Genomic DNA, 13822 nt, shown 5'->3' on the forward strand with positions numbered 1-13822 from the left:
GGGGGCTTTTTGCGGTTGGATCAAAGCAGGATGACCCCGGCGGATTCGCAGGCGTCGGTGGTGTCCGGGTCCCAGATACCGGCCTGGACCTCCCCGATGTGGGCCTTGCCCAGCAGGTACATGCAAAGCCGGGACTGGCCGATGCCCCCGCCGATGGTGAGGGGCAGCTTGCCCGCCAGAAGCAGCTTGTGGAAGGGCAGCTCCCGCCGGGCGTCGCAGCCGGCCAGGGTAAGCTGGCGGTCCAGGGCGTCGGGGTCCACCCGGATGCCCATGGAGGAGAGCTCCAGGGCGTCCCCCAGCACCTCGTTCCACACCAGAAGGTCGCCGTTCAGGCTCCAGTCGTCGTAGTCGGGGGCACGGCCGTCGTGGGGCTTGCCGGACTTGAGGGCCCCGCCGATGCCCATGAGGAAGGTGAGGGGGTGGTCCTGCACGTAGCGGCGCTCCCGCTCCTTCGGCGGCAGCTGGGGCCAGAGGTCCTCCAACTCCTGGGCGGTGACGAAGGAGACCTCCCCGGCCATCAGGGGCAGCTTGGTGAGGACGGGGAAGGCGGAGCGTAGGGTGAGCTGGGTCTCCCGCATGGCCTGGGCGATATCGTTCACCGTCCGGCGCAGGAACTCCTCGGTGCGGTCCCGGGGGGCGATGACCTTTTCCCAGTCCCACTGGTCCACGTAGACCGAGTGGAGATTGTCCAGCTCCTCGTCCCGGCGGATGGCGTTCATGTTGGTGTAGAGCCCCTCCCCCACGGAGAAGTGGTAGCGGTAGAGGGCCATGCGCTTCCATTTGGCCAGGGAGTGGACCACCTGGGCGTCCTTGGCGGCGAAGGGCACGTCGAAGGAGACGGGCCGCTCCACGCCATTGAGGTCGTCGTTCAGGCCGGAGCTGGCCTCCACGAAGAGGGGGGCGGAGACCCGGCGGAGGTTGAGGGCGCCCGCTAGGGTGTCCTCGAAGAGACGGTTGAGCAGGCCGATGGCCTTTTGGGTGTCGTAGAGGTTCAGGGAGGGGGCGTAACCCTCCGGGATGACGGTCTTGGCCATATGTTTTGGCTCCTTTTTTCGCAAGTAGACCCATTATAAGGGTTTTCTGCGGAAAAGGCAAGGGGGGCTTGGGGCGGCGGCTCTGCGGCCCTCCGGCGGCTTTGGGTCATTGTCCCGCATGCGCAGGAGGGGAGAAATCTTGACCCTAAACTTTGTAACAGTCCTGAGGTTCGTAAGGTCTTAGGCTTCCCCTGGGGGAAGCTGTCGAGCGAAGCGAGACTGATGAGGGGAACTTGTCGGATTGGCAGAGCCTCTCCCATGTCCCCAGTTCCCCTCATCCGTCAGCCCTTCGGGCTGCCACCTTCCCCCAGGGGAAGGCTAAAGACCAGGCTGTATCAAGCACGTGTCAGCGGCAGCGGCGCAAGGGGGGCCACGGGTCGCACAGACGCTCCCGTGCTTTTCCCCCTGGCTTCGGGCAGTAGAACTTCAACTAAAAATGGAATCTGCGAGCAGGTCAGCACCAGAGACTTTTCTTTGGGGGTCTGGGGCCGCAGCGTTAAGAAAATGCGCCGGTGGCGCATTTTTAGCGGAGGCTGGCCGGCTATGCCGGCCAGGTCACCCTTCCCTGAGACAGAAAAGAAATGTCCCCCAGAAGGTCCCCCGTCCCGACGTGCGACTAGCCCTCACCGCACCGGGATCCGCAAAACTTGGTTAACATAAATCAAATCTGGATTCTGAATGTGGTTCAGCTCCACCAGCTCAGCCACGGTGGTGCCATAGCGGATGGACAGGCCCCAGAGGGTGTCGCCGGGGCGGACGGTGTAGGTCTCATATTCCGGGGCCTGGCCGGGGATGCGCAAGACCTGGCCCACGTAGATAAGGTCGGGGTTTTGGATGTGGTTGAGCCTGACAAGGGCGTCCACGGTGGTGCCGTAGCGGATGGCCAGGGCCCAGAGGGTATCGCCGGGGCGGACGGTGTAGAGGAAGGCGGCCTCCTCTTCGGCCAGGAAAACGCCGTCGGTGAACCGGTCCCGGTCCACGTAACCGTTGACCCCGCTGACCAGCCCCCGGTCGGTATACTGCCAGCCGGTCCAGTCGGTCCAGGGGGTGCCGGTGAGATCCGGGGTCTCCACGTCCCACTCCGCCGCCCAGTAGGGGTAGGCGGCCAGGGCGTCCTCCAGCCGGGTGGAGGCGGTGTAGGTGTCGGCGTAAATCATGGGCCGCTCCCCCAAAAGCTCCTCCGTCCGCTGGAGGAAGGCCAGGGCCACCGCGGTGGCCTGGGCCTCGTCCAGGCTCCGGTAGTTCTCAAAGTCCAGGGCGGGGCGGCAGTCGTAGGTCAGGGGGCGGAGGAGGGCGGCGAAATGCTCGGCCTCCAGGCGGGCGGCGGCGGGAGTGCGGGCCTCCAGGTAGTGGTAAAAGCCGAAGGAGAGCCCGGCAGCGGAGGCGCGGGAGTAATTCTGCCGGAAGGTCTCGTCCACGCCGGACTGGCCGTAGCTGGAGCGGATATAGACGCACTCGATGCCGTCGGCACGGGCGGCGTTAAAGTTGATGTCCCCCTGAAAGACGCTGACGTCCATCCCGTCCACCGCAAGGGCGGAGGGGAGAAGGAAGAGGGCGCACAGGAGGGCGGAAAGCAGTTTTTTCAGCATGGCGGGTACACCTCGTCAATTCAGTTTCCCGCCATCCTATGCGCCGGGGCCGGGCGTTGACTTATTTACTTCATCGTGGTAAACTGTGACAAATGCGAAAAGGGGGAGCTACCCATGGATAAGATCAAAATGACCACCCCCCTGGTGGAGATGGACGGGGACGAGATGACCCGTATCCTCTGGGGCGAGATCAAGCAGGAACTTCTGGAGCCTTTCGTGGAGTTAAAGACCGAGTATTACGACCTGGGGCTCCCCGAGCGGGAAAAGACAAAGGACCAGGTGACGGTGGACTCCGCCGAGGCCACCAAGAAATACGGCGTGGCGGTGAAGTGCGCCACCATCACCCCCAACGCCCAGCGGGTGGAGGAGTACAAGCTCAGCGAGATGTGGAAATCCCCCAACGGCACCATCCGGGCCATCCTGGACGGCACGGTGTTCCGGGCCCCCATCATGGTCAAGGGCATCTCCCCGGTGGTGAAGAACTGGAAAAAGCCCATCACCATCGCCCGCCACGCCTACGGCGACGTGTACAAAAATAGCGAGTTCCAGCCCAAGGGGCCGGGGAAGGCGGAGCTGGTGTTCACCGCCGCCGACGGGACGGAGAAGCGCCAGACCATCTTTGATTTCCAGGGCCCCGGCGTCCTTCAGGGCCAATACAACACCGACGAGTCCATTTCCTCCTTCGCCCGGTCCTGCTTCCAGTACGCCATCGACACCAAGCAGGACTTGTGGTTCGCCACCAAGGACACCATCTCCAAGCAGTACGACCACCGGTTCAAGGACATCTTTCAGGAGATTTTCGACGCCGAGTACAAGGACAAGTTCGACGCCCTGGGCATCGAGTATTTCTACACCCTCATCGACGACGCGGTGGCCCGGGTCATCCGCTCCGAGGGGGGCTTTATCTGGGCCTGCAAGAACTACGACGGCGACGTGATGAGCGACATGGTGTCCACCGCCTTCGGCTCCCTGGCCATGATGACCTCCGTGCTGGTCTCCCCCGAGGGGAACTACGAGTACGAGGCGGCCCACGGCACCGTCACCCGGCACTACTATAAGTACCTCAAGGGGGAGGAAACCTCCACCAACCCCATGGCCACCATCTTCGCCTGGACCGGGGCCCTGCGCAAGCGGGGGGAGCTGGACGGCATCCCCGCCCTGGGGGAGTTTGCCGGGAAGCTGGAGGAGGCCTGCGTGGCCGTCATCGAGGGCGGGACCATGACCAAGGACCTGGCCGGGCTTTGGGAGGGGAAGAGCCCCGCCAAGGCTGTCACCAGTGTGGCGTTTTTGAAGGCCATCCGGGGGGAGCTGGAGAAGCGGCTGTGATTTAGAGACGGTACGTCCCGCGTGGGGGGAGCCCGTGGCAATGGTCTTAGGCTTCCCCTGGGGGAAGCTGTCTGCGAAGCAGACTGATGAGGGGAACTTATCCCTTTAGCAGGGCCTTTCCCGTTTTCCTCAGTTCCCCTCATCCGTCAGCCCTTCGGGCTGCCACCTTCCCCCAAGGGGAAGGCCAAGGGCGGGCACAGCCGCTAACGGACAGCCAACCCCGAGGGAAGGCTTTGGAAATAGGAAAACGAACCCCGGGGCCGCTACGAAGTGCGGCCCTGGGGTTTTCTCTCGCTCTTGTGGACAACTCGGGGAGGTTTCCAAAGGAGGGGCACCCGCAGGTGCCTCTCCTTTGGTCGTTGAGAGTAGGGGTCTCGGGGGAGAGAGAGTCGAAACTCTCTCCCCCGAGTGCTTTCTTGGGGGGGTGGGGGGCTATTCTTTCCAGAAAGAATAGCCCCCCAACTTCCCGGGCGCCTGTCAGACGCCCCCGCCGGCGGCCAGGTAGCCCTGCTCAAAATAGTGGCGGGCCACGATATCTTCCTCCATCAAAATGCACATGGAATAGTTGAACAGGAACCGACTGAAGCGGGAGTCGTACACTCGCATCAACGCATCTTCCAGGTCGGAGCGCTCCTTTAACAGGTCTAAATATTCCTGCGTTTGGGCCAATTCCCCGTCCAAAAAGTCCGTAGCGGCTTGAAACAGTTCTTCCAGTGCTTCGTCCAGCATTTTATAGCCCTCCGTAAATTGACCCGTGGTAAAGGTCATCTTGAGGGAAAATATAACATATAATTCTACTTAAAATGACAAGCATTCAATGTCAATGAGGGTAGAAGCGTGTTTAAAAATAAAGCCGAAGATGGAAAAATGAATATTTCCGGCCCCAAGATAGCAAAGCTGCGGCTTCAACTGCCCGGAAAGGTGTCACAGCGGATGCTGGCCGACAGGCTCCAGCTCATTGACGTGGATCTGGGAAAAAACGCGATCCAGCAAATCGAGTGCGGAAAGCGGTTTGTGACGGACGTGGAGTTAAAAGGGCTGGCCCAGGTTTTGGGTGTCACCACGGACGAAATTTTATCGAACGACGAATAAAAAGAGCCGTCCCCAACCGGGGGCGGCTCTTTTCCGCTCATAGAACCATACTTTCCACTTCCGCCCCGGGGGAGAGCGTCCGGGCGTAGCGGGCGATTTGCTCCATGGGCTCCCGCAAGGCCTCCGGGGGCTGGTCCGGGACGCCGAACACGGGGTAGAACACATGGCGGCTGCCGGGCTTGACGCAGGTGCGCTCGTCCGCCCCGGCAATCATGCTGAAAATGACGCCCCCCTCGTCCCGGCCGCAGACGTCGCCGGGGTAGGTGTGGGCCTCCTCCCCCCGCATGCCGGGAAAGGGCTCCTTTTCCAGGGCGGAATAGAGGCATATTTCTCCCTGGACCCCCTGGACGTCGTGGGCCCCGGAGAGGACCAGGGTCATGAGCTCGGCCAGGAAGGGCACCTCCGCCGCGGGGCTGGAGCGGGGGAAGGGGCGGCCCTTGAGGAGAAAGGACTCCAGCTGGAGCATGACGGGGTAGGTCTTTTTGAACTTCTTGAAGAAGCGGGAGTAGGGATGCTCCGAAAAGACCGCCTTGCGGTCATATTGGGCGAAGCGTTCCTTCAATCCGGCCAGCCCGGTTTCGGCCAGGGCGTAGAAGTCCTCCGCCCGCCAGGCGGCGGGGTCGGGATAGCGGACCTCCACCAGGCCGAAGGGGATGCCGCGCTGGGTGAGGGCGGGGTCTTTTCGGATGTTCAGCATGGGGCGCACTTCCTATCTTTTCCGGGCCGGGACGGGCTTGCCCGTCAGGGGTCCTGTCTCAAGTAGTCGATGGCGTACTGGGCGTGGATGGCGGCGGTGATCCAGAGGGAATCCTCGTGGATGTCGAAGCAGCCGTTGTGGTGGGGGGCGTTCTCCCGGTCGGGGAAGCCGCCGCCCACGAACATGAAGGTGCCGCCCACCTTCTCCATGAAGGTGGCGAAGTCCTCCCCGGCCATGAGGGGGGGCAGGTCGGCCACGCAGTCCTCCCCCAGGAGCTTGACGGCAACGGACTTGCCGAAGTCGGCCCCCTCCTTGGTGTTGATGAGGGGCGGGGTGCCTTTCAGATAGTATATCATATCGCTCTTGGCTCGGAAAGCGGCGGCGGTATTTTCCGCCACACGGTTGATCATATTGCAGTAATTGTCCCGGATGATGGGGTCGAAGGAGCGCAGGTTGCCCTCCAAAATGGCCTCGTCCGCGATGGAGTTGAACCGCTGGCCCGCCGTCAGCTTGCCGATGGTGATGACCCCCACGTCCTGGGGGAAGAGCTCCCGGCTGACGATGGTCTGGAGGTTCATGATGACCGAGGCGGCGGCCACGATGGCGTCCACCCCCTGGTTGGGGGTGGAGGCGTGGGCCCCCTTGCCGGTGATTTTCAGGGTGAAGAGGTCGGTGCCCGCCATCCGGGCTCCCGGCTCACAGGAGATCTTGCCCACGGGCACGTCGGCCCAGATGTGAATGCCGAAGCAGTTGTCCAGGCCCTTCAAAAACCCCTCTTTTTCCAGGGTGTCCATGGAGCCGCCCAGCTCCTCACCGGACTCGAAGAAGAGCTTGACGGTGCCCTGGAGCTGGTCCCGGCAGTCCATGAGGATGTGGGCCGCCCCCAGGAGGGCGGCGGTGTGGCCGTCGTGGCCGCAGGCGTGCATGGCGCCGGGGACGGTGGATTTATAGGGGGGGTCGGACAGCTCCTGGATGGACAAGGCGTCCATGTCCGCCCGGAGGGCCAGGGTCTTTCCGGGCTTACCGCCCTCGATGGTGCCCACCACGCAGTTGCTCCCCGGCACCACCTGGAAGGGGACGCCCAGCTTGGTGAGCTCGGCCTGGACCCGTTTGGAGGTCTCCACCTCGTGGAAGCTCAGCTCGGGGTGCATATGAAAGTGGCGGCGCAGGTCCACCATGTAGGGGTGATATTTATGGGCCAATTCCAGAACCATGAAAAAACTCCTTTCCCGATGTCACAGCATCCCGGCCACGATGCCGGCCAGAATGACGGAGAAAATGGTGACGGTGACGAAGCCGCCGGTGATCATCTTGGGCTCTAAGTAGTTGCGCAGGGCGGCTTTCTCCTCGTCGGTGCGGCCGATGGCCTGGGCCACCTCCTGGGGCATGAAGAGGGTGGTGGGGAAGCCGAAGGTGCAGGTGAGGATGATGGAGATGGACAGGCCGGTGCCCACCTTGAGGACCTTGGCGAGCACGAAGCCGGCGGCGACGGCGAACACCACGCCGATGCCCAGGCACAGCAGAAGGGCGGGGAGCATGCTGAGCACCTGCTGGGGGGTGGTGTTGGCCAGGTTGGTGAAGATGACCACGGTGGTGATGAAGAGGATGAAGGTGCTGGCGTGGCTCTTGGTGAGGGAGTCCTCCTCCAGGAAGCCCAGCTCGTAGAAGAGGATGCCCAGCAGCAGGGCAAAGACGAAGTAGTGGATCTTGCCCTTGGTGAGGCTTGCCAGCACGTTGGCCACGGTGGCCACCAGGGCCAGCTTGCACAGGTACACCGAGGGCTTGGCGAACATCTCGGGGAGCTGAAGGGGCTTGCGGCGCTTGGCCTCTTCGGCCTCGGCCTGGGTGTGCATGTAGAGCCGGAGCTGGTCGGGGCGGGCCAGCATATCCTTGGCCTCCTTCCGCAGGAGCTGGGAGGCCACGGGGATGCCCACGAAGTTCTGGGTGACCAGCATGAGGATGCAGAAGGTGCTCAGCTCGCTCAGGCCCTTTTTGCCCAGGGCGTCGATCATCACCAGGGAGGCGGTATTGGCGCCGGCGAAGATGGGGGCCCCGGCCATAGCCATGTCCCGGCCGATGACGAACTGGCCCACCAGGATGATGCCCGCCACGGCAACGGAGACGCCCACCACGCCGATGATGACGGTCTTCCACTGGCGGCGGAGCTCGGCGAAGTCGATGCGGGTGCCCAGGGAGGTGATGAGAATGCCCACCAGGAGCATCCCGGCCCCGGGGATGGCGGCGTCGTCAAAGATGGTGGGGGGCAGGCCGCACCAGAACCCGACCAGGAGCACCAGGGCGATGACCAGGGTCATGGACAGCACGGCTTTGGTTTTCTGGGCGACGATCTCACCCAGGGCGTAGATGGCTAACAGGACGGCGAGCGCAAAAATCGGCAGCATAGGGAACCTCCTTTTCCAACTTGGCTGATACGTCCGCGTTGACAACTGACACAAACAACAGGGGCGGCGATCCGGCGGCGCTGTGTCCAAACCTCCTTTCCAAACGGTCGGGTGTTGGATGTTTTCCATAAATAAATTATAGAGTTTAGATCTTCTGTTGTATAATCTTAATAAAATATAGCTCAGTTATGCCTGCGATATGGGAAATAAAGAAAAAGTATTGCCCAGCAATGCTTTTTAGAACGGGACGCAAAAGCGGGGAGCCGTCGATCAGACGGCTCCCCGCTTTGGGAGGTGCGGATTCAGGGGGTATAATTTTTTTCCAGCAGGGAGACGAAGCGCTCGGCCTCGCCGGACAGCCGCTCCTTCTTCCGTTTGATCCAGCCCAGGGAGATCTCCACGTCGCAGTTGACGATGGGCTTGCAGGCGATGCCCAGCTCGGCGTAGAAGTCCCGGTTCCAGCTCATGCCGAAGGTAAAGGCGTCGGTGGTGCGCAGGAGGTTGATGATGGCCCCCTCGTTGTTGAGGAAGAGGACCCGCTTGGTGCCGTTCAAAAGGCTGACGCCGTCGATGACCATGTGGGAGGTGACCAGGGAGAAGTAGTCGTCGGGGGCCCGGAGGACGGGGTATTCCAGCAGGTCCCGGATAGGGACCTGGGGCAGGTGGTAGAAGGGGCTGTGGGGGCCCAGGTAGGCGTACCAGGTGTCGTTGCAGATGGGGTGGAACTCCAGCTGGCGGTATTCCAGCAGGTTGCGCACCTGGCTGCGCTGGACCTGGTTGACGTGGATGATGCCCAGCTCCGAGCGCAGCTGGTGGACGTCGTCGATGATCTCGGAGATGCGGGCCTCCCGAAGGGTGAAGTGGATGCTGTTTTTCCGGTAGCGCTCATAGAGCTGCTGGAGGAGGCCGGAGGAGGTGAGGGTGGGGAAGGCGGACACCGTCAGCACCCGGGGGGCCTCCTTCTGGGACATGCTGCGGATGATCTCCATGCGGTCCAGGATGCCGCAGACATACTGGTAGAGGATCTTTCCCTCCTCGGTGAGCTGGACCCCCTTATTGTCCCGCAGGAAGAAGGTCAGGCCCAGTTCGCTCTCCAGCTTTTGGATGGCACGGCTCAGATTGGGCTGGGTCATCATGAGGGCGTCGGCGGCCTTGTTGAAGCTGCCGTGGTCGGCTACCTCTTTGAAGTACTGAAGCTGCTGGAGCTGCATGGGGACCTCCTTTTCCGCAGTGGTGGGTGGGAAGGGGCTTCAGTTGGCCTTCCGCCAGGTCCGGGGGGAGAGCATGATCAGGATGGGGAAGATCTCCAGGCGTCCCAGGAGCATGTTCAGCATGAGGACGATTTTCGACAGGTCTGAGAACAGGGAATAGTTGCTGGTGGGGCCCACCATGTCGAGGCCGGGGCCGATGTTGTTCAGGCAGGCCAGCACGGCGGTGAGGTTGGTCTCCAGGGAGAAGTTGTCCAGGGACAGGATGAGGAAGGAGACCACGGCGATGGCGGAGTAGGCGGACATGTAAGTGCTCACGCCCTGCAAGACCTCGTCGGGCACCGTGTGGCCCTCCGCCCGGACCAGGTTGACGCTGCGGGGGCGCAAGGTCTGGCGGATGCGGGCCACCAGGGACTTGTAGAGGAGCACCAGCCGGGCGCACTTGATGCCGCCGCCGGTGGACCCGGCGCAGGCCCCCACCACCATCAGCACCACCAAAATGCTGCGGGAGAGCTGGGGCCAGAGGTTGAAGTCCGCCGTGGCGAAGCCTGTGGTGGTCATGATGCTGGAGACGGTAAAGGCCGCGTCGTGGAAGGCGGCGCCGATGCTGCCGGAATAGAGGGGGAGGATGTTCACGGTGATGACAGCCATGGAGCCCAGGAGGATGGCCAGGTAGACCCCCAGCTCCTCAGAGTGGAGCACCTGCTTGAACTTGCCCAGGAGGACAAGGAAGTAGATGCTGAAATTGACCCCGAAGAGGGCCATGAACACGGTGCAGACGCTTTGAAGATAGGGGCTGTAACTTGCCATGGAGTCGTTCTTCACCCCGAAGCCGCCGGTGCCGGCGGTGCCGAAGGCGGTACACAGGCTGTCGAAGAGGGACATGCCCCCGGCCAGGAGGAAGGCCACGCACAGCACCGTCAGGGCCACGTAAATGAGGTAGAGGATGGCGGCGGTCTGGCGGATCTTGGGCACCAGCTTGCCCACGCTGGGGCCGGGGCTCTCGGCCCGGAGGAGGTGGACGGAGTAGCCCCCCTTGCCCGTGGGCACCACCGCCAGCAGGAACACCAGGATACCCATGCCCCCCAGCCAGTGGGTGAAGGAGCGCCAGAAGAGGAGGCCCCGGCTCATGGCCTCCACGTTGGTGAGGATGGAGGCTCCGGTGGTGGTGAAGCCGGAGATGACCTCGAACACGGCGTCCACGTAGTGGGGGATCTCCTGAGAGAGCCAGAAGGGGAGGGCCCCCACCATGGACAGGACGATCCAGCCCAGGGCCACGATGAGGAAGCCCTCCCGGGCGTAAAAGCTGCGCTGGGCGTTGCGGCAGCCCAGAGAGAGGGCGCCGCCCACCACGGCCGAGATGGCCATGGTGGTAAAAATGGCCCGGAGGGCCCTCCCCTCCCCGTCCATGGCGGAAATCAGGGCCGGGGGCAGGAGGAAGAGACATTCCAGCAAAAGGAGGAACCCCAGGAACTTTCCAATCATTTTCCGATTCAATGCACACACACATCCAAGTCATAAGGTAGGGGCGCGCCCCTCGCCGGGTCAGTCGGAGAAGATGTCGTCCAGATCGCTGATGGCGTGGTCCCCGGCGGTGACCACGATGACCGTGTCACCGGGGTAAAACCGGCTGTCGCCCTTGGGGAGAATGGTTTTTCCTTCGTGGGTGATGCAGGAGACCAGGATGCCTTTTTTCAGGGGGATGTCCTTCAAAGTCTCCCCGCAGTGGCGGGTCTCCGGTCCGGCCAGGAACTCCAGGGCCTCCACCTGGCCGTCCACGATGGAGTGGAGGGCCAGCACGGAGTCGATGCCGCTGGCGGAGGACATGGCCCGGACGTAGCGGACGATATTGGCGCAGCACAGGCCCTTGGGGCTGATGACCGAGCCAATGCCCAGCTTGCGGAACACGTCGGCGTACTCGATGCGGTTGATCTTGGTGATGACCTTGGGCACCCCCACGTGGCTGGCGAACATGGAGAGAACCAGGTTCTCCTCATCCATGCCGGTGAGGGTGACCACGGCGTCGGCCAGCCGCAGGCCCTCGGCGTCCAGCACGTCCTGGCGGGAGCCGTCCCCCTCGATGATGACGGCGCCGGGGAGGACCTCGGCCAGCTCCAGGCAGCGCTGGTGGTCCCGCTCGATGATCTTCACCGAGACGCCGCTGTCCAGGCACCGGTGGGCCAGGTAGAAGGCGATGCGGGAGCCGCCGATGATCAGCAGGTTCTTCACCTTGCGGTCCACCAGCTTCAGGTTTTTTACCAGCTTGGCCAGGTCGGCCAGGCCGGCGGTGACGTAGATGGTGTCCCCTGCCTCCAGGGTAAAGCCGCCGGAGGGGATATGTACTTCCTCCCCCCGCTCCACGGCGCACACAAGGACCTGGACTCCGGCGATCTCGTAGAGCTTGAAGAGGGGGATGCCCGCCAGCTTGGACCCCTCGTCCACCGGAATGGCCACGATCTCCACCCGGCCCTTGGCGAAGGACTCCCGCTTGAGGAAGGAGGGGAACTGGAGGAGCTGATAGGCTTCGTAGGCGGCGGAGAGCTCCGGGTTCACCGTCATGGACAGCCCCAGCTCGTCCCGCATGGCCACCAGCTGGTCGGCGTACTCCGGGTTGCGGACCCGGGCGATGGTGTGCTTGGCCCCCAGCTTTTTGGCCGTCAGGCAGGTCAGCAGGTTCAGCTCGTCCCGGCTGGTGGCGGCGATGAGGAGCTCTGCCTTGTCGGTGCCCGCCTCCTGGAGGGTGGTCATGGAGGCCCCGTTGCCGATGACCGCCATGACGTCCAGCTTTTCGGCGCTGTGGCCCGCCACCTGGGGATTGGAGTCGATGATGGTGATGTCATGCCCCTCGGTGGAAAGCTGCGCGGCCAGGGCGGCGCCCACTTTGCCGTCGCCCACGATAATGATGTTCATATATTCCCATCCCTCCGCCCGTTCCGGGCGCTGCTAATGGGTATTATATCAGATTGGCTTGCACTTGCAAGTGGGAAGGGGGACTGATATACTGAAAGAAAAAAAGCGGCAGGATAAAACAGGAAGAGAAAGGGGAAAACCTATGAAGATCGAGCGGGTTTGGGCCATGTACTGGAGCGCCACGGGCACCACGGAAAAGGTGGTCCGGGCGGTGGCGGAGGCCCTGGCGGGAAAGCTGGGGCTGGAAGTGGAGACCTATGATTTCACCCTGCCCGCCGGGCGGCAGGGGCAGCCGGAGTTCCGGGACACCGACGCGGTGGTCTATGGGACCCCCACCTACGCCGGGCGGGTGCCCAACGTGCTGCTGAAGTACTTAGACACCCTGGCGGGGCACGGAGCCGCCGCCGTGCCTGTGGTGACCTACGGCAACCGGAATTTTGACGACTCCCTGGTGGAGCTCAGAGACATCCTGGCGGACCACGGCTTCCGGCCCCTGGCCGCCGGGGCCTTTGTGGGAGAGCACTCCTTCTCCACCACTCTGGCCGCCGGGCGGCCCGACGCCGAGGATCTGGCCCTGGCCCGGCAGCTGGGGGAGCGGGCGGCGGAAAAGCTGGCCGCCGCGGGGACCGATTGCCCCGAAGTGGAGGTGGAGGGGACGCCCAAACCCTACCGGGGGTACTACCAGCCCAGGGACCGGGCGGGCGCGCCGGTGAACATCCTCAAGGTCAAGCCCCTGACCTCGGAGGCCTGCGACAAGTGCGAGCTGTGCGTGAAGGTGTGCCCCATGGGATCTATCAGCGCCGAGGACCCCGCCCAGTACGTGGGCATCTGCATCAAGTGCGGGGCCTGCGTGAAGAAGTGCCCCGTGGGGGCCAAGTACTACGACGACGCCGGGTATCTCTACCATAAGACCGAACTGGAGGAGGGGTATGCCCGGCGGGGGGAGGATCGGGTGTTCCTGTGATGCCACCTCCGGGAGGTGGAGCCTCCTGGGGGACCATCTTTTCCGCGTGGAAAAGATGGCACCCCTGCTGTGCTCCCCTTGAAAGAGAGACCCGCCCGGCATAGCCGGGTGGCCTACGCTAAAAACTTGCCACTGGCAAGTTTTCTTAACGCTGCGGTTTCGACTCTCTCCCCCAAGTCCCCCTCTCAACGACCAAAGGAGGGGGACTGTGGTCCCCCTCACTTTGGAAACCTCCCCAAGCTGTCCACAAGAGGGTAAGAAAACCCCGGCGGCGCACTTCGTAGCGCCGCCGGGGTTCGACAGGTCTTAGGCTTCCCCTGGGGGAAGCTGTCGAGCGAAGCGAGACTGATGAGGGGAACTTATCGTTTTGGTAGAGCCTTTCCCCGTGTCCGCAGTTCCCCTCATCCGTCAGCCCTTCGGGCTGCCACCTTCCCCCGAGGGGAAGGCTAAGGACCAGGCGGTATCAAGCACGTGTCAGCGGCAGCGGCGCAAGAGGGACCACGGGTCGTAAAGACGCTCCCGTGCTTTTCCCCCTAACAACGGGCAGTAAACCTGCTACTGAAAAGGGAATCTGCGCTCAAGGCTGCACCAAAAGACTTT

The 13822-nt window shown here is 63.1% G+C and carries 12 protein-coding genes; 3 read left to right on the top strand and 9 right to left on the bottom strand.

The features are described 5' to 3' along the window. Window positions 1–20: 20 nt before the first annotated feature. Entirely contained in the window at window positions 21–1034 is a 1014-nt protein-coding gene (asnA, locus tag AAEU42_RS03710; RefSeq protein ID WP_342232183.1) for an aspartate--ammonia ligase, read from the bottom strand. Window positions 1035–1657: 623 nt separating this feature from the next. Next, complete coding sequence (locus AAEU42_RS03715) at window positions 1658–2623, bottom strand: LysM peptidoglycan-binding domain-containing protein (RefSeq protein WP_342232184.1); 966 nt, start codon at window positions 2621–2623, stop codon at window positions 1658–1660. Window positions 2624–2737: 114 nt separating this feature from the next. Here AAEU42_RS03715 and AAEU42_RS03720 point away from each other — a divergent pair, with 114 nt between their 5' ends. After that, complete coding sequence (locus AAEU42_RS03720; RefSeq protein WP_342232185.1) at window positions 2738–3949, top strand: NADP-dependent isocitrate dehydrogenase; 1212 nt, start codon at window positions 2738–2740, stop codon at window positions 3947–3949. 477 nt (window positions 3950–4426) lie between these two features. Here the strand turns inward: AAEU42_RS03720 and AAEU42_RS03725 are convergent, their stop codons facing one another. After that, window positions 4427–4678: a hypothetical protein gene (locus AAEU42_RS03725; protein ID WP_342232186.1), complete on the bottom strand. Its 252-nt coding sequence runs from the start codon at window positions 4676–4678 to the stop codon at window positions 4427–4429. Window positions 4679–4816: 138 nt separating this feature from the next. On the opposite strand from AAEU42_RS03725, the gene AAEU42_RS03730 reads away from it, so the two are divergent. Further along, window positions 4817–5041 carry a helix-turn-helix domain-containing protein gene (locus tag AAEU42_RS03730; RefSeq protein WP_342232187.1) on the top strand — a complete coding sequence of 75 codons (225 nt, stop codon included), beginning with the start codon at window positions 4817–4819 and terminating at the stop codon, window positions 5039–5041. A gap of 37 nt (window positions 5042–5078) precedes the next feature. Here AAEU42_RS03730 and AAEU42_RS03735 read toward each other — a convergent pair whose 3' ends face one another. The 6 genes from AAEU42_RS03735 to trkA form a co-directional block, all read right to left on the bottom strand. Beyond that, on the bottom strand, window positions 5079–5738 hold the full coding sequence (locus AAEU42_RS03735; RefSeq protein ID WP_342232188.1) for a hypothetical protein: 660 nt from the start codon (window positions 5736–5738) through the stop codon (window positions 5079–5081). 44 nt (window positions 5739–5782) lie between these two features. Next, on the bottom strand, window positions 5783–6952 hold the full coding sequence (locus AAEU42_RS03740) for an amidohydrolase (RefSeq protein ID WP_342232189.1): 1170 nt from the start codon (window positions 6950–6952) through the stop codon (window positions 5783–5785). Window positions 6953–6973: 21 nt separating this feature from the next. Beyond that, window positions 6974–8140, bottom strand: a complete 1167-nt coding sequence (locus AAEU42_RS03745) for a hypothetical protein (RefSeq protein WP_342232190.1) — start codon at window positions 8138–8140, stop codon at window positions 6974–6976. A 302-nt stretch (window positions 8141–8442) separates the two neighbouring features. Next, window positions 8443–9351 carry a LysR family transcriptional regulator gene (locus AAEU42_RS03750; protein ID WP_342232191.1) on the bottom strand — a complete coding sequence of 303 codons (909 nt, stop codon included), beginning with the start codon at window positions 9349–9351 and terminating at the stop codon, window positions 8443–8445. A 39-nt stretch (window positions 9352–9390) separates the two neighbouring features. Then, window positions 9391–10845, bottom strand: coding sequence for a TrkH family potassium uptake protein (locus AAEU42_RS03755; RefSeq protein ID WP_425288193.1), 1455 nt, complete (start codon window positions 10843–10845; stop codon window positions 9391–9393). A gap of 48 nt (window positions 10846–10893) precedes the next feature. Next, window positions 10894–12258 carry a Trk system potassium transporter TrkA gene (gene trkA / locus AAEU42_RS03760; protein WP_342232193.1) on the bottom strand — a complete coding sequence of 455 codons (1365 nt, stop codon included), beginning with the start codon at window positions 12256–12258 and terminating at the stop codon, window positions 10894–10896. Between the two features lie 142 nt (window positions 12259–12400). Here trkA and AAEU42_RS03765 point away from each other — a divergent pair, with 142 nt between their 5' ends. Next, window positions 12401–13222, top strand: coding sequence for a 4Fe-4S binding protein (locus AAEU42_RS03765; protein WP_342232194.1), 822 nt, complete (start codon window positions 12401–12403; stop codon window positions 13220–13222). Window positions 13223–13822 lie beyond the last annotated feature (600 nt).

Origin of the sequence: Pseudoflavonifractor phocaeensis, assembly GCF_038439875.1 — a bacterium.
Taxonomy (GTDB): Bacteria; Bacillota; Clostridia; order Oscillospirales; family Oscillospiraceae; genus Vermiculatibacterium.

Coding starts and splice junctions, on each gene's coding strand:
- AAEU42_RS03715 (WP_342232184.1), bottom strand. CDS start 2,623: ATGCTGAAAAAACTGCTTTCCGCCCTCCTGTGCGCCCTCTTCCTTCTC.
- trkA (WP_342232193.1), bottom strand. CDS start 12,258: ATGAACATCATTATCGTGGGCGACGGCAAAGTGGGCGCCGCCCTGGCC.
- AAEU42_RS03720 (WP_342232185.1), top strand. CDS start 2,738: ATGGATAAGATCAAAATGACCACCCCCCTGGTGGAGATGGACGGGGAC.
- asnA (WP_342232183.1), bottom strand. CDS start 1,034: ATGGCCAAGACCGTCATCCCGGAGGGTTACGCCCCCTCCCTGAACCTC.
- AAEU42_RS03735 (WP_342232188.1), bottom strand. CDS start 5,738: ATGCTGAACATCCGAAAAGACCCCGCCCTCACCCAGCGCGGCATCCCC.
- AAEU42_RS03750 (WP_342232191.1), bottom strand. CDS start 9,351: ATGCAGCTCCAGCAGCTTCAGTACTTCAAAGAGGTAGCCGACCACGGC.
- AAEU42_RS03725 (WP_342232186.1), bottom strand. CDS start 4,678: ATGCTGGACGAAGCACTGGAAGAACTGTTTCAAGCCGCTACGGACTTT.
- AAEU42_RS03765 (WP_342232194.1), top strand. CDS start 12,401: ATGAAGATCGAGCGGGTTTGGGCCATGTACTGGAGCGCCACGGGCACC.
- AAEU42_RS03730 (WP_342232187.1), top strand. CDS start 4,817: ATGAATATTTCCGGCCCCAAGATAGCAAAGCTGCGGCTTCAACTGCCC.
- AAEU42_RS03745 (WP_342232190.1), bottom strand. CDS start 8,140: ATGCTGCCGATTTTTGCGCTCGCCGTCCTGTTAGCCATCTACGCCCTG.
- AAEU42_RS03740 (WP_342232189.1), bottom strand. CDS start 6,952: ATGGTTCTGGAATTGGCCCATAAATATCACCCCTACATGGTGGACCTG.